Source organism: Bariatricus sp. HCP28S3_D3 (assembly GCF_052065755.1).
Classification (GTDB): domain Bacteria; phylum Bacillota; class Clostridia; order Lachnospirales; family Lachnospiraceae; genus Allocoprococcus.
Window position 1 is genome coordinate 115,564 of record NZ_JBQHTK010000004.1, and the last position, 23,239, is coordinate 138,802.

Below are 23,239 nucleotides of genomic sequence, written 5' to 3' on the forward strand. Positions count from 1 at the left end.
ATCTGCAGAATTGAGGGGTTAATAGAGACGACAGGAGGACTAGACAAGATGTCGAAATTTTGTGTAAAAAAGCCATATACCGTATTGGTAGGTATCGTGATGGTGCTTGTTCTGGGATTTATCAGTTTCACCAGGATCACGACCGATCTGCTGCCGAGCATCACGTTGCCCTATGTTATGGCGATAACGACTTACCCGGGGGCGACGCCGGAAAAGGTGGAAAGCTCTGTGACAGAACCATTGGAGAGTTCGCTCGGTACGGTGAATGGTGTAAAGAATGTGACCAGTAATTCCGCGGAGAATTACAGTCTGGTCATACTGGAATTCGAAGAGGATACGAATATGGACAGCGCGATGGTCAAGCTGTCAACTGCCGTGGAACAGCTGAGCAGCGTCCTCCCGGACGAAGCGGGAACGCCGATGCTGATGGAACTGTCGCCGGATATGATCCCTACGATGACGGTGAGCCTTGATTATGATGGAATGGATGTGAAAGAACTCAGCAAGTTCGCGGAGGACACATTGATTCCTTATCTGGAACGTCAGGACGGCGTGGCGAGCGTGAACAGCACGGGGCTTACCGAGGAAAAAGTAGAGATCCGTCTGAACCAGGCAAAGATCGATCAAGTAAATGACCGCCTTCTGGCGAAAATGGACAGTACTTTTGCCGAGGCTAAGGCGACGCTGGATGAAAAAGAGAGTGAATTAAACGCAGCGAAGGGTGAGATCGCCAGCGGTAAGAAAGAGTTGGAGAGCCAACAGGATTCCACCTATGATGAACTGGCAAAATACAGCCAGCTGATGGATGAAACGATGGCAACAGCGTCTGCCTATCAGGCGCAGGTGACCGGACTTCAGACCAGCCAGGCGGCGCTTTCGGCAGAAAAGGATGCTTATCATGAGCAGGTCGTCCCGGCATATAATCAGCTGAATGAAGTGGTGGCGCAGGTTGGTGCCATGATGGGAGTTCCGGATCTCAGTATTTCTGCGATTCTTGCCGATGAGAGCCAGACAACCTATCAGCAGGTGAAGATGACTCTGGCAAATATGGCACAGATGCAGCCGGATAATCCGGAGCTTCAGACGATGGTAGAGAATTTCACATGGGAGAATCTTTCCATGATGGAAGAGAAGGTAACGGTACGGCTTCCGCAGATCGATACGGAGCTTGCCAATCTGGATACCGAGATCGCTGCGGCGCAGGCCGTGCTTGCTCAGGTGAACAGTCAGGTCGCTGAAGCAAAGAACAATTACGCTTCCGTGGAGAAAGGAAAGCTTTCCGCTGCAGCTGCATTTGGCGCGGCTTCCGCACAGCTTTCGGCGGGAGAGAGCCAGCTTGCATCGGCACAGGCTCAGCTTGATGAGGCAAGAGAGCAGTATAAGACGGCAAGAGAGACGGCGATGAAGAACGCCAATATTGATGCGCTTGTAGATATGGATACTTTGTCCGGACTGATCTATGCGCAGAACTTCGAAATGCCGGCAGGCTACATAAAGGAAGGCGAGAAACAATTCCTTCTGAAAATCGGTGACAATTTCGACACGCTGGATGAACTCAGGAATACTCTTCTGTGCAGTCTGGACGGAATCGGTGATGTCAGGCTGTCGGACGTGGCGGATGTGACGATGATCGATAATTCCGGCGAAAGTTATGCAAGGATCAACGGAAATGATGCGGTTATGCTGAGTATCATGAAATCATCCACGGCAGGGACCTCGGATGTTTCCAACAATCTGAATGATGTGATAAAGGAACTGGAAGAAACGTATGAGGGACTACATATCACTTCATTGATGGACCAGGGAGATTATATTAAACTGATCATTCAGTCTGTTTTAAAGAATCTGATCTACGGTGCGATTCTGGCAATCATTGTGCTGGCATTGTTCTTGAAGGATGTGAAGCCGACGATCGTGGTTGCGTTCAGTATTCCGCTCAGTGTATTATTTGCGATTGTATTGATGTATTTCTCAAATGTAACACTGAATATTATTTCTCTGTCCGGGTTGGCGCTTGGAGTCGGAATGCTGGTGGATAACTCGATCGTCGTGATTGAAAATATTTACCGGCTCAGAAGTATGGGAGTTCCGGCCCCGAAAGCCGCGGTTCAGGGAGCAAAACAGGTGTCCGGTGCAATTTTTGCTTCAACTTTGACCACTATCTGTGTCTTTCTTCCGATCGTATTTACAAAAGGTATGACTCGGGAACTATTTACGGATATGGGGCTTACCATTGCTTATTCGCTGATCGCCAGCCTGATCGTGGCACTTACCGTTGTGCCGGCCATGAGTTCGACCGTGCTGAAGAAGAGTACTGCGAAAAAGCACCCACTGTTTGATAAAGTGATGATCCTTTATGATAAATCACTTCGCTTCTGTCTGAAATGGAAAATTGTTCCGCTTGGCCTTGCGATTGCGCTCTTGGTCGGCGCCGTATATGGAACCACGAAAATGGGACTGGAGCTGATCCCGAATATGAGCAGCAATACGATCAGCGTTTCTCTGGCAATGAATGAGGAAATGGATCAGGATACCATTTATCGGAACGTCGATGAACTGACAGCACAAATTGCAGATATCGAGGGCGTAGAAACAGTCGGCGCCATGTCGGGAGGAACTGCCATGAGTGTTATGTCGCTGAGTGGCACTTCGACCGGAGAAAAACAAACGCAGTTCACGTTCTATGCACTTTTGGACGAAGAGCATGAAAATGACGGTGATGCGATCGGTAAACAGATCGCAGAGCTTGGAAGCGGTCAGGAAGAAAAATATGAGATGGAGGTCTCTTCGTCCGGAATGGATATGTCCTCTCTCGGAGGAAGCGGAATCGAAATCGATATTCAAGGACAGGATCTGGATACACTCCTTGCCATTAGTGAGGATGTGAAAGGCATGTTGGAACAGGTCGAGGGCCTGGAGGAGATTACGAATGGTCAGGAGGAGCAGGATCCGGGTATCAAGATCGCTCTGGACAAGGATGCTGCCATGAGAAACGGGTTGACGGTTGCACAGATCTATTCCGAACTGGCATCGGCGCTGACTACGGAGAAAACGGCAGCTTCTCTGACTCTGGAGGGAAATGAGTACAGTGTGATCATTGTCGATGAATCGGATATGCTGACGGCGGAAAATCTGATGGACTACACCTTTGAAACGACTTCGAAGGATGAAGAGGGAAATGATGTGACCGAGGAGCACAAGCTGAGCGAGTTTGCCAAAAAGGAAGATGCGAACAGCATTGCTTCGATCCACAGAGAAAATCAGGCAAGACAGATTTCGGTCAGTGCAGTGACACAGGATGGCTATAATACATCCCTGATCGGAAGAAAAGTCCAGAAGCTTCTGGACGAGTACGATGTGCCGGAAGGATATATCGTAGAGATGGCAGGTGAAGTAGTCAGTGTACAGGATACCATGACGGATCTGATCCAGATGATTGCGCTGGCGGTTGTGTTCATTTATATGATCATGGTTGCACAGTTCCAGAGTCTGTTGTCACCGTTCATCGTAATCTTCACGATCCCGCTGGCATTTACCGGAGGACTTTTGGCACTCTGGGGAACCGGACAGACTCTTTCCATGGTTGCGATGATCGGTTTCCTCGTGCTGGCAGGTGTGGTTGTAAATAATGGTATCGTGTTTGTGGATTATGTGAACCAGCTTCGTCTCTCCGGTATGGAGAAGAAAGAAGCACTGGTGATGACCGGCAAGACCCGTATGCGCCCGATTCTGATGACGGCGATGACGACGATCCTTGCAATGTCAACCATGGCATTCTCGCGGGATATGGCCTCTGCAATCGGAAAGGGAATGGCAACCGTAACGATCGGCGGTTTGGCCTATGCAACCCTGATGACCCTTTATATTGTACCGGTGATGTATGATATTTTCTTCCGCAGAGAACTGAAAGAAATCGATGTGGATTCAGATGTGGATCTGGATGCAGAATCCGCTGTAATATAAAACGCGGCTAAAAAGGTATACTGAAAAAGAGGGATGCCGGATAAAAAACGGCATCTCTCTTTATGATATTCAAGTATTATTTCAGCATTCCCATCAATACCTGGTTGACAAGCTTGCCGTCCGCTTTTCCTTTCACTCTCGGCATCAGCTCTTTCATGATCTTGCCTTTATCTTTACCGGTTGGCTCTGCAATTCCAAGTTCGGAAAGAACAGAAGCGATCACTTCTTTGATCTCGGCTTCGTCCATCATCTTCGGTGCATACTGTTCCAGAACAGCAAGGCGTTTCTCACATTCTTCCTTGATATCGGTACGGTCTTCCGGAGTCATCTCCAGAGTTTCTTTCACCTGTTTGATCTCTTTGAGGATTACCTGAACCTCTTCTTCTTCAGTCAAATCGGCACGTTTGTCGATCGCTTTGTTCTTAAGAGCAGCCAGAAGAGCAGATAAGGTTTCCTTGGTGTCTTTGTCTTTTGCTTTCATTGCAGCGACCATTGCGCTTCTTACTTCATCAATTTTGCTCATGTTACGATCCCTCCATTTATTATATAACCATTATTATACATGAATGTGAAAAAAATACCAGAGGAAATATGCGCGATCATCAAATCATTTGGAGATGATTGACATCCGGGCATTACAACTAATATAATGTAGGAGGGAAAATGTTCCATGATAAGGTATGTCTGAAGCGATCACAGAAGCTTCTATATAATGTATAAAGAGAGGAAAACAAAATGCAAAAGATACTGGATGATGCCGTTCGGGAAGGCAGAGATCTGACGTCGATGGGGAAGACGGCGGATTATATTCCTGAATTGGGAAGAGTCAATAAGGATTATCTTGGGGTATGTGTATTTACAAAAGAAGGAAAACGTTGGCAGAGCGGAGATTCAGATGTAAGATTTACGATCCAGAGTATATCAAAGGTTATTACACTCGCAGTTGCATTGGAGAAATGCGGATTCGAGAAAGTTTTTGCACGTGTCGGGATGGAACCGTCGGGGGACGCATTCAATTCACTGATAAAATTGGATCTGACGAGTGATCATCCTTTTAATCCGATGATCAATTCCGGAGCGATTGCGGTTACGAATTATCTGGTTTCCCTTGTGAACTTTGAAGAAATGCTTGATTTTACAAAGATACTTTGTCTGGACGATAAGATTGTGCTGGATGAGAAGGTATATCAGTCAGAGATGAATCATATTTCAAGAAATAAAGCAATCGCATATTTGCTTGAAAGCAAAGGAATTCTGGAAAACAGTGTTGAGGAGACAATAGACTTTTATGTGAAAATGTGTTCGCTGAGTGTAACAGCGGCAAGTCTGGCAGGCTTCGGCCTTGTATTGGCATCAGATGGGATTCATCCTGTCACAGGGAAAAGGCTGCTCGCCAGCAATGTAGTGAGGACAGTGAAAACGATCATGCTGACTTGTGGGATGTATGACGGTTCCGGGAAATTTGCTGTGGAAGTAGGCGTACCGTCCAAAAGCGGAGTTGGCGGCGGAATTCTGTCGGTTGCGGATAAGCGGATGGGAATCGGAATATTCGGACCTGCACTTGATGAGAAAGGAAACAGTGTCGCGGGGCAGTATGTGCTCAGAGAAATATCGGAGAAACTAAGGCTTCATATGTTTGAGGCGAATCATTTGGTATAAGCGCAAAAAGTGGAATATAGGATAAGGAATTATGGCAGTGTGTGAACTTTGTCCCAGAAGATGCGGGGCGGACAGGGAAAATGGAATAAAGGGTTTCTGCGGTGAAACGTCAGAAATCAGAGTCGCGCGTGCGGCGCTTCATATGTGGGAAGAACCGTGCATTTCCGGAGAAAATGGTTCCGGAACGGTTTTTTTTACCGGCTGCACGCTCCGGTGTGTGTTCTGCCAGAACCACGTCATTTCCGATGGAGAGGTGGGAAAGATCATATCTGTAAGAAGGCTGGCGGACATTTTTCATGAGCTGAATGAGAAGGGAGCAAATAATATCAATCTCGTGACGCCGGGACATTTCGCGCCGCAGATCATCCGGGCACTGGATCTAGCCAAGAATGAGGGGATGAAGCTTCCCATTGTGTGGAATTCCGGCGGGTATGAGCGGCAGGAGACACTGAAAATGCTGGAAGGTTATGTAGACGTGTTTCTGCCGGATTTTAAGTATTTAAATCCATTGCATGCGAAGAAATATTCGATGGCGGAAGACTATCCGGACGTGGCGAAGGCAGCAGTTGCCGAGATGGTAAGACAGGCAGGCTCCCCTGAGTTTGATGAGCGGGGGATCATGAGAAAGGGCGTGATTGTGCGCCATCTGCTCCTGCCGGGATGTCTTGCGGATGCAAAGCGGATCGTGGAATATCTGTATCAGACTTATGGGAACCGGATTTATCTCAGTCTGATGAATCAGTATACTCCGGTGGAGGCACTGGATCAGGAACGCTATCCGGAACTGGCGCGGAAGGTGCCGGATCATGCTTATGAACGGCTGGTGGATTATGCGATCTCGCTGGGGATTGAACAGGCATTTATTCAGGAGGGAGAGACGGCAAAAGAAAGCTTCATCCCTCCATTTACACTGGAAGGGGTATAAAAGAAAGATGAAAAGGCAAGTGAATATGAACGAAATTTCCGATGGGAAATTGTACGGGAGCAATGATATGGTAAAGGCAGATTGCGGCGATTGTGAGGGATGTTCGGCTTGCTGCAGGGGCATGGGGACATCGATCGTACTGGACCCGTTGGATGTCAATCGTCTTGCATGTGGACTTCAGATGACGTTCGAGGAACTGTTGTCCGAAAACGTGGAGTTGAATGTCGTGGACGGCCTGATTCTTCCAAATCTGAAAATGGTGGAAGAAAAATGCGGCTTTCTGAACGAAGAGGGGCGCTGCTGCATTCATCCCATCCGTCCGGGAATCTGCCGGCTGTTCCCGCTCGGGCGTTATTATGAAAACGGAGGATTCAGGTATTTTCTTCAGGTGAACGAATGCCGCAAGGAAAACCGTTCCAAGGTCAAAGTGAAAAAATGGATCGATACACCGGATCTGAAATCGTATGAAGCATTCGTAAATGACTGGCATAATTTTCTTCTTGCACTTGAAAAATATGTTTCCGAGAATCCGAAAGAGCAAAAGGCGGTCAGTATGTACATACTGCAGCAGTTTTATCTTTCTCCATATGAGGAGGCTGAGAATTTCTATACACAGTTTGCAAAAAGGCTGGCCAGAGGTTATGAAGAACTGGGATTGGAGTAGATATGACAAAAGAAGAATACATGAGAAGAAAGAAAATAGAGCAGCGTAAGCAGCGAAGACGCCGCCGGCAGATCAAAAAAATGATCCGGCTCGGGGTACTGGCCGGAATGCTTCTGATCTTCATCCTGCTTATTGTCGGAGCGGTCAGTCTCGTTCGGTTCCTTTTCTTTCGAGAGGACACAAAAGAAAATCAGGAGAGCCAGCCTGTCGTATCAGAAGAGGTCATTCAAAAAGAGTCTTCCACGATTCTGACGGCGGGTGATATCATGATGCATGATCCAATGCTGGTATCGAATCAGTATCTGCATGAAGACGGCACATATGATTACCATTCCGTTTTCAAATATATAGCCGGTGAGTATGAGGCGGCGGATCTTGCAGTTGTGAATTTCGAGACAACCATTGCGGATGGCGACTACACGGCCTACCCAAGATTCAAATCTCCGGAGGCGATTGCAACAGCACTTTCTGATAATTATGTTGATTTGTGCCTGTTGGCGAATAACCATATTTATGATAATCAGACGACAGGATTGATGCAAACCATTCAGGCGATGGAAGAGAATCATCTGCTTTACACCGGAGTGCGCAAAGATACTTCTGAAAAAAACTATTATGTAACAGAAATTGACGGAATTAAAATCGGAATCTTTAACTATGTATTTGATTCAGGAAGCGTTGATGGTCAGGAGATATCCATCAACTCGATTCCGGTCAGCGATGAAGATGCGCAGCGGATCAATACCTTTAATTACGGAGGGTTGGAACATTATCTTTACAGCGAGATCGAAGAAGGCCTCCAAGAACTGGAAACGCAAGGCGTAGAATACACAATCGCCTATCTGCACTGGGGAACAGAGTACGAAACAACGGAAAATGAACGTCAGCAAAATATTGCAAAAGAGCTTTGTGAACTGGGAATCGATGCGCTGATCGGCGGGCATCCGCATGTGGTACAGCCGGTAGATCTTCTCACAAATGAAGCAGGAACCCATCAGATGGTATGCGTCTACTCTCTGGGAAATCATTTATCAGACCAGAGAAAAGAACGGATTGATTTTGCTCCCGAGGGACATACAGAAGACGGGCTGATGGTGGAACTGATACTTGAAAAATCAGACGATGGTCAGGTTTCCCTTACGGGCATGGAGTTTATACCGACGTGGGTGTACAAGTCAGGCAGCAGCGATAATCCGAATTATTATATCTTACCATTGAATGATATGGAGACTTTGCTGAAAGAGACGGCAGATCTGGGAATCGAGACAGAGGCGAAGCAATCCCTGGCGCGGACTAATGCAATCATTGGAGAAGGAGCGGCAAAGATTGAGGCAGCCCTCCCGATTGCGGCAAAATAGAAAGAGGAGTGATGTCTATGAGACAAATGGAATTCAAAATGGAACGTCCCGGACTTGTGGAGGCAGGTCAGGAGGTAGAAGTCTCGGAAGGGAAAGTTGCAGCATACTTTTACTATACAATCGAGCCGGCTGTAGCGATGAGCGCCAACTTCAGATCCTGGGAACGACTTCAGTCAAAGAAAGGAAAAGTTGTGGATGTGAAGGAGACTCCGCGGGGGTTCTATGTGGTGTGTGAATTTGATGAAGACGATATAAAATAGAAGGAAGATGGAGCAATTTCATTATTGCTCCATCTGTCTCCCCAAAAACCCGGCCGCACATAGCGCCATTTTTAATTCTGTGTCACCCAATTTCTTTTTCCCTTCTTTGGCAAGAATTACGATCGACCCGATGGCATCTCCTTCGCAAATGATCGGGCTGATGACCTGACTATCGTATTCCTCCGGCTGTGCCGTAATAATTCTTGTAAATATTTTTTCCCCTGCGAAAGAGAGAAACTGCTGGCGTTTTGTAATTGCCTCGCTGAGCTGACGAGTGATCGATTGCTCAAGAAATTCCTTTTTTCCCGGTCCTCCGGCAGCGATCACCTGATCCATATCAGTTACACATACAAGGTATCCCAGCGTCTGTGCCAGACTTTCCGCATATTGTTTTGCAAATGTACTAAGTTCTCCGATTGGAGAATATTTTTTTAAAATAATCTCACCTTTGCGGTCTGTAAATATTTCCAAAGGGTCGCCTTCCCGAATTCTTAGAGTGCGGCGGATTTCTTTGGGAATTACAACACGACCGAGGTCATCAATTCGTCTTACAATTCCGGTTGCTTTCATAATAAAATCCTCCATTAACAGTATCTTTTGAATTTACTTTCCGTTTCTTTCCATAGTATTTGTAAATAGGAGGAATTTTATGCGCTTGTAAAAAATGAAGGCGTTTGAAGAAAGTGAAGGATTTTTGCGCATTCTGTCTCTTTTATTTTCCGGAATATCTGTTTCTGGGATATCCTCAATATAGCAGTTATCCTGAAAGCATCTTCCCTTTGACAAACTTAAAAGAGCCATCTCGCTATATTCTTTCAATTTGTAATTCTTGAGAATGCTTCCAATATTTTGTATTCCACTTGGAATCACTCTTTCCTTTACCCACGTAAGACTGATGTCTTCAGAAACGGTATATATCTTTTCATATTCACACCACATTGCCCAGAGCATACCCTAATTATTATTTGACGCGCGTCAAATAATAATCATTGCGTACTGTGTTCGTTCATAATTAGTTTTACAGGATGCTGTTTTAAAACTTCTGCCAGTTCTTGTGAATCATTTACAGTTTCCTGAATTATAATTCCACCGTAACCCACCTGCTGCAGGTTATGGCAGTCGCTGCCTGAGATCCGCTTTAAATCAGGATATGATTGAAGCCATGTATCCAATTTCTTGTTGTTATTTCCACTGTTTGGACGCTGATTGTATTCGACACCATCTAAAAAATCGGGATCGCGGGGAATGCATGGAGTTCTGAATGGATGAGCCTGATACAATACTGCTCCATATGAATGACAAAGTTCATATAGTTCTTTTTGACTCATAAAACAAAGATCAGGGTTTTGAAATAAGAAATCTTCATCGATTCCATAAATTAAAAAATCTTCTTCATTCGGCTCCAGGCGTATTTCTATTCCGAGCATGACTTTTATGCGATTCTCTGATGCTACTGATTTTGCTTTTCGATATCCCAATAAATATCTTTCGATTCGAGCTTTTTCTGTATTTCCAAAATGGACCAGAAGGTTATTGTCAAAATGATTAGTTATTACAATGGCATCGTAACCGGCTTTATTGTATGCTTTCACAATACTTTCTGCATCAGTTTCGGCACAGGGACTTCCTTCGTTGGTATGGACATGCATCTCTATTTTCATAGTGTACCTCCTTTATACAGTCTGATATGATATTTCATAGAATAATCATACCATTTAAGTTACGGGCTGCTGGCCCAAACGAAACACGATCTTTAACGTTACTATAAATATAAACGACAGCATCAACAAATCGCATAATAACTTTCCCTTTCCGTACCGTATTTCGTCCACAAGTGCCTGAATATCATCTTCATTATAGCCCCCATTTCCTCAGCGACACCGGAAAAAGCAGTCTGCGCTTTGCAGATTGCCTGAGCGGAGGCATTGCTGACTACAATTTCACCATTCTGTTTCTGAAAAAACAGAATTTTATCACCAGATTTCAGGCCGAGCAGACGGCGGATTTCAACTGGAACTGTAATCTGACCATTTGAAGAAATTTTCGCAAGATTCATAAAATCCTCCTTTCTATTTTTGAAATCTAAAGAAAACTTGAGATTAATTCTATCATATTCAATTCAAGGAAGAAAGTAAACGGAGTTATAGAAAAATGAAAAATTTGCATTTGACAATCAAATCAAAATGCCCATTCCTATCTCGCCCGGTTTGTGGTATCATAGAACACGGATTTAAAGAAACAGAATATAATCAATACAAAATCTGGAGAAAATGAGGTTGAGAGGAGAGAAGACTATGAGATCTCTTATGGTATATTTGAAAAACTATAAGAAGGAAACGGTTCTGGCGCCTTTGTTTAAGATGCTGGAAGCGTTATTTGATTTGTTTGTACCGCTTGTCATGGCGGCGGTGATCGACAAAGGAATCGCCAGAAGTGATCAGAGCTACATCGTGCGGATGTGCCTGCTTCTGATCGCGCTTGGAATCATCGGACTGACCTGTTCGATCACGGCGCAGTATTTTGCGGCGAAGGCGGCAACCGGATTTGCGACGGAGGTGAGACATGCGCTATTTGCGCATGTGCAGAAGTTTACATTTTCGGAGATGGATACGATTGGGACATCGACCCTTATCACCCGGATGACGAGTGACTTGAATCAGGTGCAGTCCGGGCTGAATCTGACGCTTCGTCTGCTGCTTCGTTCCCCGTTCATTGTTTTTGGGGCGATGATCATGGCGTTTATGATCGATATCAAAGCGGCTCTTGTGTTTGTGGTGGCGATTCCGCTGCTTGCCGTAATCGTATTTTCCATCATGCTGATGACGATGCCGCTCTATAAGAAGGTGCAGGCGCATCTGGATCAGGTCCTTCTGGTGACAAGAGAGAATCTGACGGGGGCGAGAGTGATTCGGGCATTTAACAAAGAAGAGGATGAAAAACGCCGGTTTGAGGAGAATAATCAGCTTCTCACCAGGGCACAGAAGTTTGTCGGAAGTATTTCGGGACTGATGAATCCGCTTACTTATATTGTGATCAACGGGGCGGTGATCGTGCTTATATACACCGGTGCGGTCCGGGTCAATATCGGGGAACTGACGCAGGGTCAGGTTGTGGCGCTGCTCAACTATATGTCCCAGATTCTGGTGGAACTGGTGAAGCTTGCGAATCTGATCATTTCAATCACGAAAGCACTGGCGTGTGCGAACCGGATCCAGAGCGTGTTTGAAGAAAAGCCGGATATGCAGGACGGAACGCTTGTGTGGAAGGCGGATTCGGATGAAAAACAGATCCCGAGAGTGGAATTTGAGCATGTTTCGCTTACGTACCAGGGTGCAGGTGCGGAGTCTTTAAGCGATATTTCTTTTAAAGCATATCAGGGACAGACGATCGGAATTATCGGAGGTACCGGTTCCGGGAAATCGTCTCTGGTAAATCTGATTCCGCGGTTTTATGATGCGACCCGGGGGGAGATCCGCATCGACGGCCGGAATGTAAAAGAGTATCAGATGGATTCCCTGCGGGAACGGGTCGGTATGGTCCTTCAGAAAGCTGTTCTGTTCAAAGGTACGATCGGCGCGAATATCCGTTGGGGAAAAGAAGATGCCACCGATGCGGAGATTGAAGAAGCGCTTGAAATTTCGCAGGCTAAGGAATTTGTGGATTCCAAAAAGGACGGACTGGATTTTAAAATCGAGCAGAGCGGAAGGAATCTTTCCGGCGGCCAGAAGCAGCGTCTGACGATAGCAAGAGCACTGGTGAAGAAACCGGAGATCCTGATTCTGGATGACAGTGCGTCGGCGCTGGATTTTGCGACGGATGCAAAATTAAGAAAGGCGATCCGGGAAATGAAAGAGCAGCCTACGGTGTTCATCGTATCCCAGAGAGCGTCTTCCATCCAGTATGCGGACCAGATTCTGGTGCTGGATGACGGAGAGCTGGCAGGCGTCGGAACCCACAGGGAGCTTCTGGAGAATTGTCCTGCTTATCAGGAAATCTATTATTCACAGTTCCCGAAAGAGAAGGAGGCGTAAGCAGGTGGAAGATAAGAAGAAAAAACAGTCGGAAACATTGAAAAAAGTATTTCGTTATCTTGGAAAATACCGGATTTTTGTTGTGATCTCCATTTTCCTTGCTGCCTTGACCGTCGCACTGACTTTGTATATTCCGAAGCTGACGGGTAAGGCGGTGGACTATATCGTAACCAAGGGGCAGGTTAATTTTACAGGAGTTTTCCTGGTGATGCTGCAGATCGGTGTCTGCGTATTGATCACGGCACTGGCACAGTGGATCATGAGTATCTGCAATAATAAGATGACCTATCAGGTAGTCCAGGATATTCGAAATGAAGCATTTAAGAAAATAGAGATTCTACCACTGAAATATATAGATGGGCATGCTTACGGTGAAATCGTGAGCCGTGTTATTGCCGATGTGGATCAATTTGCAGATGGGCTTTTGATGGGATTCACACAGTTGTTTACCGGAGTGGCAACGATCGTCGGGACGCTGGGATTTATGCTTTCTGTAAATGTGAAGATCACGTTGGTGGTTGTGCTGATCACGCCGGTATCTTTCCTGGTGGCAAACTTTATCGCGAGTCGTACATTTACCATGTTCAAGCTTCAGTCTGAGACAAGAGGAGAACAGACGGGGCTGATCGATGAGATGATCGGGAATCAGAAAGTGGTACAGGCTTTTGGACAGGGCGATAAGGTGGTCGAACAGTTCGACGAGATCAACGAAAGACTGAAAGACTGCTCGTTGAAGGCAACATTTTTCTCATCCATCACGAATCCGGCCACCAGATTTGTTAACAGCCTGGTGTATACCGGTGTGGGAATTACGGGAGCATTTGCGGTACTGAACGGGTCACTGACTGTTGGTCAGTTATCCTGCTTCCTCAGTTATGCGAACCAGTATACGAAACCGTTCAATGAGATATCCGGAGTGATCACAGAACTGCAGAATGCGATTGCCTGTGCGCAGAGAATCTTTGATCTCATTGAGGAAGAACCACAGATTCCGGAAAAGGAACATGCAGAAGTGTTGACAGATATCAAAGGAAATGTCCGTCTTGAGGATGTGTCATTCTCTTATGTACCGGAACAGAAGCTGATCGAACATTTCAGCCTGAAAGTAAGACCGGGACAAAAAGTAGCAATTGTGGGACCGACCGGGTGTGGGAAAACCACGCTGATCAACCTGCTGATGCGTTTCTATGATGTGACCGGAGGAAAAATCTGTGTGGAAGGAGAAGATATCCGGGAAGTGACTAGAAGAAGTCTTCGCGCAGGATACGGTATGGTGCTTCAGGATACCTGGCTGAAGACCGGCACGATTCGCGACAATATTATTATGGGGAAGCCGGATGCGACGGAGGAAGAGATCATCGAGGCAGCCAAAGCATCCCATGCGCACAGTTTTATCAAACGTCTTCCGAAGGGGTATGATACCTGGATCACGGAGGACGGCGGAAGCCTGTCGCAGGGACAGAAGCAGCTGCTCTGCATCACCCGTGTTATGCTCTGCAGACCGCCGATGCTGATTCTGGATGAGGCGACTTCTTCCATTGATACCAGAACCGAAGTGCAGATCCAGAAGGCATTTGCACGTCTGATGGAGGGAAGGACCAGTTTCATCGTTGCACACCGATTATCCACGATCCGTGAAGCGGATGTAATCCTGGTCATGAGAGACGGTAAGATCGTGGAACAGGGAAATCATGAAGAACTGATCCGGAAAGGCGGATTCTATCATCAGCTGTATTACAGTCAGTTTTCAGGTGTATAGAAGAAATAAAAAAGGGAAACACGCAAGTTGTGAGCGGAGGTTTCCTCTTTTTGTTTCTATGCATAATAAATCAAATGAATCAGGATCTCAGTGATTCGAAAAATGGATCCATGATCGTCTGTGCATATTCCAGAAGGGAATAACGCTGCTGCTGAAGACACCAGTTATAGGTAAGACCGATCTGGAAACCACAGATCATGTCTGCCAGAGTGGTATAAGAATGGGGCGAGGTGATCTCGCCGGATTCCAGTCCGTCTTTCACCAGGGAACGCATGATCTGATAATATTTTCTGTCAGGATTCAGAATATGGCGCATTCCACTTGTCATGACCTGGAGTCCGTAAAGGGTAGGATAAAAACTCCGATATGGGGAATCCTCAACGGAACGCATAACGAATACATTAAATATTTTCAGTTTTTCCACGGAATGAAGAGAGGAATCCAGATTTTGCTTCTGCCAGTCTTCGTAGATTATGTCATAAGTATAAGCGACCGAAAAAAGAAGTTCTTCTTTTCCGTGAAAGTGGTGATAAAAGGCGCTGCGTGAGGTCCCGGATTTCTCGATAATCTGTGAAATGGTTGTTTCTTCGTAGCCCTGTTCATAGAAAAGCTCCCACGCAGCCTGCATAATTTTTTCTTTTGTTTTACTTTTGTACGGTTTTCTCATAATACGTCTCTCTTTTGTAAAGAATTGGATGCTAATTCGAAAGTAAAAATATTAGCTTCCATATCATAACATAGTAAAAACGCAAATTTCAAGATAATTGGCAAAAATGCACAAAAACAGTGGTAAAAAAAGGCTTTACTTGACTTAATTTCATATCTCTGTTACAATGATAAAATCAAAAAAGAGAACGCAGTACGGAATTTGGTACTATTTTAACTGCGAGGAGGTTGCGGGATGAAGAGATTGAGGTTGGAGCATTCCATGGAATGGAAGGAGAAACAGCTAGCCATTGAGGCAGCATTGCTTTATGGATTCCAGACGGAGACAGCAGAATTTCCGATAGCGGCACTGGACGGAGAAATCGAGGTTCCGGGAACCGAAGACGAACTGACCGCTTTATGGAGACTGGAAGCCAAAGCAGCACCGGAAGGATATCTGCCGGCAAAGAAAGAAGGACCGATTTTTGATACTGATTTCCGAAAGAAGAAAGGTCTTGAGACTCTGTTTGGAACCGGGGAGTTCCTGAAAGATGAGGATTATGACTTTCTGCCGGACAAGTTGGATGTTCGGATAATCCTGCCCAAGGAAGCGGATCTGTCTATGATCACGGCGGCGTGTAACATTGCATTTCGTCTGGGAATGGAGACCACTGCCTATGAGGGCAAGATCCTTGCAGATGATACCTATCAGGGGAATGCGATCGTGTTTGAAGATGCCAAGAGTGCAGAGATGGCAGTGGAGCAGGAAGAGAATGCGGTTCGCCTGTATGTAAGAGGACGCGGCGAAGAACTGGAGAAGCTGTCCGCCCTTGTCTGTGAGAAATTCCCGGTTGTCGATGCATGGAGAAGCTGGCGGGATGTGCTGATGGATATGGCGGATGATTTCGCTTTGAGAAATGCAGACGGACAGCTCGCCTATCTGAGCGCGTATGAGCAGACGGAGCCGGGAGCATATGAACTGTATGGATCTCCGGAGATTACCGATCAACAGAAAGAACAATTCCCGGATTCTGTATTTTACAATTATAAATCCGGCCGCAAGGTCTATGAAAAAGTATATGAGCTTCCGTGGGAAGTGGATACATTTACACAGGTTCTGGAAGAGAAGATCTATCCATGCATCGGATGCGGAGATCGGGTCAGAATCGAAGGCGCGCTCAGTGAGGACAAAAAAGTGCGCAGCAGGATCGTTGCAGATGTAGCGAAACATCTTGAAGAAAAAGGAGCAGTGCTGGAACAGGCGCAGCTGATCTGTGCTTACAAGCAGGGATTTTCGTGGATGGAAGAAGTTGTCATTCCGGAAGCTGCAAAGGTAGATACGACAAAGGTTGAGATTTATTTCAAACCGTTTCTTCCGGAAGGGCAGAACGAGTGGCTTGATGAGAACGGTGCAACACCGTCTTATCATAATTTGAAGGCCGATAATCCGGATAAATGGTATGACCTTCCGATCCGCTATTTGCAGGAGCTTTATCCGATTGAGGATATCATCACAGAAAAACTGGGAATCGCACGTGAGGATGTGGTGTTCCTTCCGTACGAAGGTGATGAGAATATCACCTATCTCTGCCGTGTTGCTGCGGGAGAAGAAAGTCGTGAATTCCGGTATCTGGTACATTATGAGGAACGTCCGTATATGGATGAATATCCGCAGATGGGAAAGGTTCATCCGGCGACCGGTTATGTCCGGGTGTGGGTAAATGGAGAAGAAAAGCTTTCTGAAGAGATCAAGACAGATCTGGAAGAAGTTTGGGATATCTATCAGGCAGAAGTGCTGCCTGACTGCCGCAGATATATCGAGAAGAAGACGGGCGGAGAAATCCGTTCTGATCTGCAGCCGTTCTTCCATAAACTTTCGCTGGATGTTACGGTAAGTGAGCCGGATTACAGAACCGGGAGCAGAGAAGATCTGATTTCCTCTCTGGATGCGCTGCATGAAGATATGTATTTTGTCGGAAGTGACTATTTTAAGAATTACGGCGTACAAAGAGCAGATGTCATGCTGGATGCACCGGGACTGATCCTTCCTGAGATCCATAACCGGGAAGGAGCACCGGTATTTAAAGTGACGCTTTATGAGCAGCTGCGGGAATCGGCCTGCATTCTGTGTGAAGGTAATGAAGTGGTTTCACAGAAGAACAGAGAAGATGTACAGGTATGGGCAGAACGTATACGGATGTGCGGAGACCGGTTGGAACTTTTGATTCGAACAGAAGGCGTTCCGGAAATGGTACTTTCTGCTTATGCCGAGCTTTTTGATAAAGGCATTCTTGATCTTGCGAATCGTTTGGATCCATGTTATTGTATTGTACTCCGGGATGAAAACGGACACAGCTACGAAGCGGCAGTTCCTGAAAAAAAAGACCGCCCGGTGAAGAAGATTACCGAGATTGACCTGCATGAACAGGAACTGATTGGTTATGATACCTATTGTGAGATTATTGAAGAATTAAAGCAGGTAGAAGGAATCGATGTGTTCCGTACAGCGGTATCTTATGCCGGAAGAGAAGTATATGCGATCTGGCTTAAACCAGAGTACAAGGGATATCTGTCTATGACGAAGCGGCTGACCAGATGCCCGAGTGAGGTTATCAATGCCCGCCATCATGCAAACGAGGTGTCCAGTACGAATGCTTCCCTGATTCTTTTGAAGAAACTGTTGACGGAAGATATTTACAGGGATCTTCCCGAGAAGCTGAACCTGGTACTTGTACCGATGGAAAATGTGGATGGCGCTGCAATTCATTACGAGCTTCAGAAGGAACATCCAAACTGGAAACTGCATGTGGCAAGATTTAATTCAATTGGTAAAGAATTTTATTATGAGCATTTCCGCCCGGATACGATACATAGTGAAGCGATGGGACTGACACGGTTGTTTGAAAAATTTGTGCCGGATATGATCGTAGATAATCACGGTGTACCGAGTCATGAGTGGGAACAGCAGTTTTCAGGTTATACTTCACCTTCCTACAAAGGATTCTGGCTTCCGAGATCTCTGCTGTATGGATATTTCTGGTATGTTACCAATCCGGAATACAAGGATAATTATCCAGTGAACAAAGAGATGGAAGATGTGATCGCAGACAAGATTGCCGAGGATGAAGAGATGACGAGATGGAATCTCGAGTGGAGTGCGCAGTTTGAAAAATATGCACATGCATGGATGCCGAAGCTTTTCCCGGCAAATTACTATAAAAATATGATCAATTACTGGATCCCGTTTGCGTCGGATCCGACTCATCGGTATCCGTCGATCCGTTTCCCATGGATCACCACGGTTGCCTACACAAGTGAAGTGGCGGATGAGACGGCACAGGGAGAATACTTGAATTTATGCGCCCGGGCTCATGTGGCTCATGACGAAGCGACACTGCAGATGCTTATGAAGGCAGAGAATGTCTTCGACTGTGATTGCGGCTTACGTGACAATGCGGTTTTTGCCAGATACTGTCGATTACGGCCAATGATTGTCGGCGGATCTGGAAAAAATAAATAAAATATATTCTAAAGGAGGAGATTTCTATGGAACTCATCAAATTACTTGGCGTTTTAATCGTAATTGTAGGATTTGCGCTGAAACTGGATTCAATCCTCATTATTTTCCTTGCACTGATCACAACAGGTCTTGTGGGCGGTCTTGGAATCGGTGGACTTTTGGAAACAATTGGAACAAACTTTGTTGCCAACAGAAGTATGGCAATTTTCATCATGATTCTTCTGGTAACCGGTGTACTGGAGAGAAACGGACTGCGTGAGGCAGCTGCAGACCTGATTAAGAAGGTGAAAGGTGCTACTGCAGGTAAGGTTGTTGCTGCATACGGTATCATGCGTGGTATCTTCGGAGCGTTCAACGTAGGATTCGGTGGTGTTGCCGGATTCATCCGTCCGGTTGTTCTTCCAATGGCAGAAGCTGCGATTGAAAATGGCGGAAACAAAGCAACAGAGGAACATATTGAAGATGTAAAAGGTATGGCATCTGCAATGGAAAACGTTACATGGTTCTTCTTCCAGGTGCTCTTTGTAGGTGGAGCCGGCGGTATTCTTGTACAGACTACATTAGCCGGACTCGGATACGAAGTAGAACTGATCGATCTTGCTGTAACAGAAATTCCGGTTGCAATCTTTGCTTTGATCCTTGCATGTGCATTTGTAGTGATCAAGGATAAGAAACTGCAGCAGAAATACTATGGCAATTCAGCAAAGACAACAAAGAAATAGGGAGGAGACATAAATGAGTGCTTTAAAATTTATTCAGATTGACCCTACTTTAAACACAAATCTGGTTAATATCGTTTGGATCATAATCGGACTTGTTACAATTTACGCAGGTATTAAGAACTTACTTGACAAAGAAAATCCTTCCAGAATCGGAACAGCCGTTTTCTGGTGTTCATTCGGTATCGTGTGTGCATTTGGTACATGGCTGCCGGCGAAGGTTTCCGGTGCACTGGTTATTATCATGTGTATCCCGCCAATCTTCAAGAAGGTAAAAGTCGGAAAAGCAGAAGTTCCGACCAAAGAATATACACAGAAGCAGTACAAGAAAGTTGGTATGAAGATCTTCTTCCCGGCTGTCTGCGTTGGTATCTTCTCACTTTGCATGGCTTTGTTTACCAATATCAGTTCCATGCTTGCAGTAACACTCGGTACATTAGTAGCTGTTATCATTCTGATGGTTTACAATCCGTCTGAAAACAAACCGGATGTATTTTTGAAAGAATCAGAGCGTTTCCTTTCTCTGATGGGACCTCTCTGTATGCTTCCTCAGCTTCTTGGATGTCTGGGTGGCGTGTTCACTGCAGCAGGTGTCGGCGAAGTGATTGCGGGTATCGTAGAAAATATCGTTCCGAAGGGAAATGTAAATTTAGGTATTATTGTATATGCAGTAGGTATGGTATTATTTACTATGATCATGGGTAACGCATTTGCAGCGATCACAGTTATGACAGTTGGTATCGGCGCACCGTTCGTACTTGCTTATGGAGCAAATCCGGTTATAATCGGTATGCTTGCTCTTACATGCGGATATTGTGGAACGCTCTGTACACCTATGGCTGCAAACTTCAATATCGTTCCGGTTGCTATTCTGAATATGAAGGATCGCTGGGGTGTTATTAAGAATCAGGTTCTTATAGCTATGATCATGCTGGTATTCCAGATCTGCTATATGATCTTATTCAAATAAGCATTTACGAAAAAGGATGATGGAAAGATGAGTCGGGATATGGAGCGGGGAGCCCAAATTGTGATCTGCGACTGGGTCCGGGTAAAGCCGTGGGACAAGCTGCTGATCGTGACGACAAGAGAGCATTTGCCGGAAGCGAGAATGCTGCGGAAATGTGCGATCGGAAGAGCAAGATCGGTCAATACGCTGACTGTGGAAGATGCAGGAAGGCTGGTAGGGGTATTTTTTGACACGAATGAGGAAGTGTTCGACCCGTATACGGCCATAATCGCTGCGACCGATTATTCACTTGTGACCACAAAAGCGGCAAAACGTGCGATTCAGAAGCACAAGAAGTTCCTGTCCCTCCCGCTTTCTACAAATGATGGCAGATCCATGCTGGAATATGATTTCATGACGATGGATACGAAGAAAAGCCGTCTGATGGCGAAGGTGATCATGAAATACCTTCGCAGTTCTGAAAAAATCCATGTGACGACATCGGCGGGAACGGATCTGGTCATGTATAAAGAAAACCGGAATCCGGGCTTCTTCAACGGTGTGATCAAAGATGGAAAAGGATATTCTTCTGCCAGCATTGAGGTATACGTTCCGATCGAGGAGACGAAGACAGAAGGCGTTATGATGCTGGACGGTTCTCTCGGTTATATAGGGCGTGCAAATGAGCCGACCCGGATTCTGTTTCACGAGGGGCGGATAACAGATATAGAAGAAACGCATACCGGCATAAAACTGAAAAACTATATGGAAGAATACAGGGATCCGAGAATCTATATCGGAGGAGAATTTGGGATTGGTTTGAATTCTTATTCCCGGTGTCTGGGTAATTGTTATATCGAAGACGAATCGGCATACGGAACTTTTCATATTGGCCTGGGAAGGAATCTGGCGCTGGGAGGCAAGCAGAACGCAAATGGTCATTTTGACCTTGTGTGTCTGGAACCGGACATTTATACTGATAATAGACAGATTATGCAGCAAGGGAAGATTATCATACCAGAACCGGTGGTATATTAATACCGGCGGTGCTACAAAAAGTTCCGCATGCGGAACTTTTTGTCAATGGTCAGAAAGAGTCGTAAGGAGGAAACGAACATGAAGGTATTAGTAACAGGTTTTGACCCGTTTGGGGGAGAAAAAGTAAATCCTGCATATGAGGCAGTAAAATTATTGCCGGATACGATCGCGGGGGCAGAGATCATTAAACTGGAGATTCCGACGGTGTTTTCAAAGAGTGGTCCGGCTGTAGAAGCAGGGATCCAGAAATATCAGCCGGACGTTGTCATCAATGTCGGACAGGCAGGCGGTCGCTCTTGTGTTACCATCGAACAGGTGGGAGTGAACCTTGCAGAAGCGCGTATTCCGGATAATGCCGGAGAGCAGCCTATGGATGAACCGCTTCAGGTGGACGGCGCACCGGCATATTTTGCGACGATTCCGGTTAAGGCAATTGTAAAGAACATCCGTGATCATGGAATCCCCTGCCATATTTCCTATACAGCAGGAACCTATGTATGCAACTGTGTGATGTATAACGTACTTCATATGGCAGCAACAAAATATACCAACATTCGTGCCGGATTTATTCATGTACCATTTGCTGCTGAGCAGGTGGTTGATAAGCCGAACGGGACTCCGTTCATGTCTCTGGAAATGATTGCGAAGTGCCTTGAATATGCGATTGAGGCTACTGTAAACAATACAGAAGACATTGAAGAAGCAATGGGAACGACCCATTAGGAAAAGAATCATTCTGGCAGAAAATATGGAATTATCAGAGGAATGCTTACCGGATGGTTGGCATTCCTTTTTACATAGGGAAAGACTGCAGCTGACCTTATTCTAAACTTGATTTATGATAATACTAATTGCCATAGTTCACTCGCAAGGCAGAACTATTATCCGGTATTATTGCCCAAATACCCAGGTAAACATTTGTAATAAATATTGAAGAACCCTAAAAGGGATAATAAAACGGAAAAAAGAGAGATGCTCAACGGTGTGTTCTGTGATATGTCTGCTCCGACAACGATCCATCATTTATGTAAAGTTCCTGTACGATTAGAAACAGCTTTTCGTTCTGATTTTAAACTTATCTGCATACACATGTTTTAGATAAGGAGGAACAGAACATGGAAAAGAAAGTGAATTCTGTGATCAAACCGATTCAAATACTGAAGGCATTGCTTGCTTCTTATATCGTGACAGCCCTGCTTCTTTTGCTTCTGACGTTTTTGCTGTATAAGTTTGGACTGGATGAGAAGAAAGTAGAGATCGGAATCCTGATCGTGTATCTGGTATCTGCTTTTATCGGAGGAATGATAGCAGGCAAGCTGGCAGGAACGAGGCGGTTCCTGTGGGGGACTCTGATCGGAATCCTGTATTTTGCACTGCTTCTCATGATTTCAATCGGTGTATACCGCACAATCCAGGGAGGAAGCAGTATGCTGGTTTCATTTGCACTTTGTGTGGCGGGGGGGATGCTGGGAGGTATGCTCTCATGAGAAGAAAACTTGTAACACTTTGACGTTGACGCTGTCAAGGGTGTTGTGATATACTATAGTGCATAGTGAAAAGTAAGGAGGAGATTGCAATGAAGCATATTAAGACATTGAATACACAGACTCTGAACAATACAGTAAAAAAAGGCGGATGTGGAGAATGCCAGACATCTTGCCAGTCTGCTTGTAAGACATCCTGTACCGTAGGAAATCAGACTTGCGAGCACAGCAAATAAGAGAATTTTATCTTAGTATGAATCAAGGC

Annotated in this window: 21 protein-coding genes; 15 read left to right on the plus strand and 6 right to left on the minus strand. The window is 45.6% G+C overall.

Annotated features, from left to right (window positions below):
• The first annotated feature begins 48 nt into the window (after positions 1-48).
• A complete protein-coding gene (locus ACTNB3_RS05140) occupies positions 49-3,963 on the plus strand; it encodes an efflux RND transporter permease subunit (RefSeq protein WP_441024691.1) in 3,915 nt (1,304 codons plus the stop codon).
• A 76-nt stretch (positions 3,964-4,039) separates the two neighbouring features.
• On the opposite strand, the gene ACTNB3_RS05145 is transcribed toward ACTNB3_RS05140, so the two are convergent.
• A complete protein-coding gene (locus ACTNB3_RS05145) occupies positions 4,040-4,486 on the minus strand; it encodes a GatB/YqeY domain-containing protein (RefSeq protein WP_427807118.1) in 447 nt (148 codons plus the stop codon).
• Positions 4,487-4,698: 212 nt separating this feature from the next.
• On the opposite strand from ACTNB3_RS05145, the gene glsA reads away from it, so the two are divergent.
• Genes glsA through ACTNB3_RS05170 form a run of 5 tightly spaced genes read left to right on the plus strand, consistent with a single transcriptional unit; the run spans position 4,699 to position 8,829 of the window.
• A complete protein-coding gene (glsA, locus tag ACTNB3_RS05150; protein ID WP_427807119.1) occupies positions 4,699-5,622 on the plus strand; it encodes a glutaminase A in 924 nt (307 codons plus the stop codon).
• A gap of 31 nt (positions 5,623-5,653) precedes the next feature.
• Positions 5,654-6,547 carry a radical SAM protein gene (locus ACTNB3_RS05155; RefSeq protein ID WP_427807121.1) on the plus strand — a complete coding sequence of 298 codons (894 nt, stop codon included), beginning with the start codon at positions 5,654-5,656 and terminating at the stop codon, positions 6,545-6,547.
• A 7-nt stretch (positions 6,548-6,554) separates the two neighbouring features.
• Complete coding sequence (locus tag ACTNB3_RS05160) at positions 6,555-7,211, plus strand: YkgJ family cysteine cluster protein (protein WP_441024692.1); 657 nt, start codon at positions 6,555-6,557, stop codon at positions 7,209-7,211.
• A 2-nt stretch (positions 7,212-7,213) separates the two neighbouring features.
• Complete coding sequence (locus ACTNB3_RS05165) at positions 7,214-8,569, plus strand: CapA family protein (RefSeq protein WP_441024694.1); 1,356 nt, start codon at positions 7,214-7,216, stop codon at positions 8,567-8,569.
• A 17-nt stretch (positions 8,570-8,586) separates the two neighbouring features.
• Positions 8,587-8,829: a hypothetical protein gene (locus ACTNB3_RS05170; protein WP_427819889.1), complete on the plus strand. Its 243-nt coding sequence runs from the start codon at positions 8,587-8,589 to the stop codon at positions 8,827-8,829.
• Positions 8,830-8,850: 21 nt separating this feature from the next.
• On the opposite strand, the gene spoVT is transcribed toward ACTNB3_RS05170, so the two are convergent.
• From spoVT to ACTNB3_RS05190, 4 genes are all read right to left on the minus strand, one after another.
• On the minus strand, positions 8,851-9,399 hold the full coding sequence (gene spoVT, locus ACTNB3_RS05175) for a stage V sporulation protein T (protein ID WP_441024695.1): 549 nt from the start codon (positions 9,397-9,399) through the stop codon (positions 8,851-8,853).
• A gap of 33 nt (positions 9,400-9,432) precedes the next feature.
• Entirely contained in the window at positions 9,433-9,768 is a 336-nt protein-coding gene (locus ACTNB3_RS05180) for a hypothetical protein (protein WP_441024696.1), read from the minus strand.
• A 47-nt stretch (positions 9,769-9,815) separates the two neighbouring features.
• Positions 9,816-10,490, minus strand: coding sequence for a PHP domain-containing protein (locus ACTNB3_RS05185; protein ID WP_441024697.1), 675 nt, complete (start codon positions 10,488-10,490; stop codon positions 9,816-9,818).
• A gap of 122 nt (positions 10,491-10,612) precedes the next feature.
• Positions 10,613-10,885 (minus strand): AbrB/MazE/SpoVT family DNA-binding domain-containing protein, encoded by a 273-nt coding sequence (locus tag ACTNB3_RS05190; protein WP_427819885.1) that lies wholly within the window; start codon positions 10,883-10,885, stop codon positions 10,613-10,615.
• 238 nt (positions 10,886-11,123) lie between these two features.
• On the opposite strand from ACTNB3_RS05190, the gene ACTNB3_RS05195 reads away from it, so the two are divergent.
• Entirely contained in the window at positions 11,124-12,860 is a 1,737-nt protein-coding gene (locus ACTNB3_RS05195) for an ABC transporter ATP-binding protein (protein ID WP_441024698.1), read from the plus strand.
• A gap of 4 nt (positions 12,861-12,864) precedes the next feature.
• Complete coding sequence (locus tag ACTNB3_RS05200) at positions 12,865-14,619, plus strand: ABC transporter ATP-binding protein (RefSeq protein ID WP_441024700.1); 1,755 nt, start codon at positions 12,865-12,867, stop codon at positions 14,617-14,619.
• 79 nt (positions 14,620-14,698) lie between these two features.
• Here ACTNB3_RS05200 and ACTNB3_RS05205 read toward each other — a convergent pair whose 3' ends face one another.
• The gene (locus tag ACTNB3_RS05205; RefSeq protein WP_427819882.1) at positions 14,699-15,286 is read right to left on the minus strand and encodes a TetR/AcrR family transcriptional regulator; all 588 of its coding nucleotides are present in this window, start codon (positions 15,284-15,286) and stop codon (positions 14,699-14,701) included.
• Positions 15,287-15,520: 234 nt separating this feature from the next.
• Between ACTNB3_RS05205 and ACTNB3_RS05210 the strand changes: the two genes are divergently transcribed.
• From ACTNB3_RS05210 to scfA, 7 genes are all read left to right on the plus strand, one after another.
• A complete protein-coding gene (locus tag ACTNB3_RS05210) occupies positions 15,521-18,784 on the plus strand; it encodes a M14 family metallopeptidase (protein ID WP_441024702.1) in 3,264 nt (1,087 codons plus the stop codon).
• A gap of 26 nt (positions 18,785-18,810) precedes the next feature.
• Positions 18,811-19,506 carry a 5-oxoproline transporter, DUF969 family subunit gene (locus tag ACTNB3_RS05215; protein ID WP_441024704.1) on the plus strand — a complete coding sequence of 232 codons (696 nt, stop codon included), beginning with the start codon at positions 18,811-18,813 and terminating at the stop codon, positions 19,504-19,506.
• 13 nt (positions 19,507-19,519) lie between these two features.
• Positions 19,520-20,473 (plus strand): DUF979 domain-containing protein, encoded by a 954-nt coding sequence (locus ACTNB3_RS05220; RefSeq protein WP_427807138.1) that lies wholly within the window; start codon positions 19,520-19,522, stop codon positions 20,471-20,473.
• A 27-nt stretch (positions 20,474-20,500) separates the two neighbouring features.
• Positions 20,501-21,490 (plus strand): peptidase, encoded by a 990-nt coding sequence (locus ACTNB3_RS05225; RefSeq protein WP_427807139.1) that lies wholly within the window; start codon positions 20,501-20,503, stop codon positions 21,488-21,490.
• Positions 21,491-21,568: 78 nt separating this feature from the next.
• Positions 21,569-22,213, plus strand: a complete 645-nt coding sequence (pcp, locus tag ACTNB3_RS05230) for a pyroglutamyl-peptidase I (protein WP_427807140.1) — start codon at positions 21,569-21,571, stop codon at positions 22,211-22,213.
• A 392-nt stretch (positions 22,214-22,605) separates the two neighbouring features.
• Positions 22,606-22,977 (plus strand): TIGR04086 family membrane protein, encoded by a 372-nt coding sequence (locus ACTNB3_RS05235; protein ID WP_427807141.1) that lies wholly within the window; start codon positions 22,606-22,608, stop codon positions 22,975-22,977.
• Positions 22,978-23,066: 89 nt separating this feature from the next.
• The gene (gene scfA, locus ACTNB3_RS05240; RefSeq protein ID WP_008369659.1) at positions 23,067-23,210 is read left to right on the plus strand and encodes a six-cysteine ranthipeptide SCIFF; all 144 of its coding nucleotides are present in this window, start codon (positions 23,067-23,069) and stop codon (positions 23,208-23,210) included.
• Positions 23,211-23,239 lie beyond the last annotated feature (29 nt).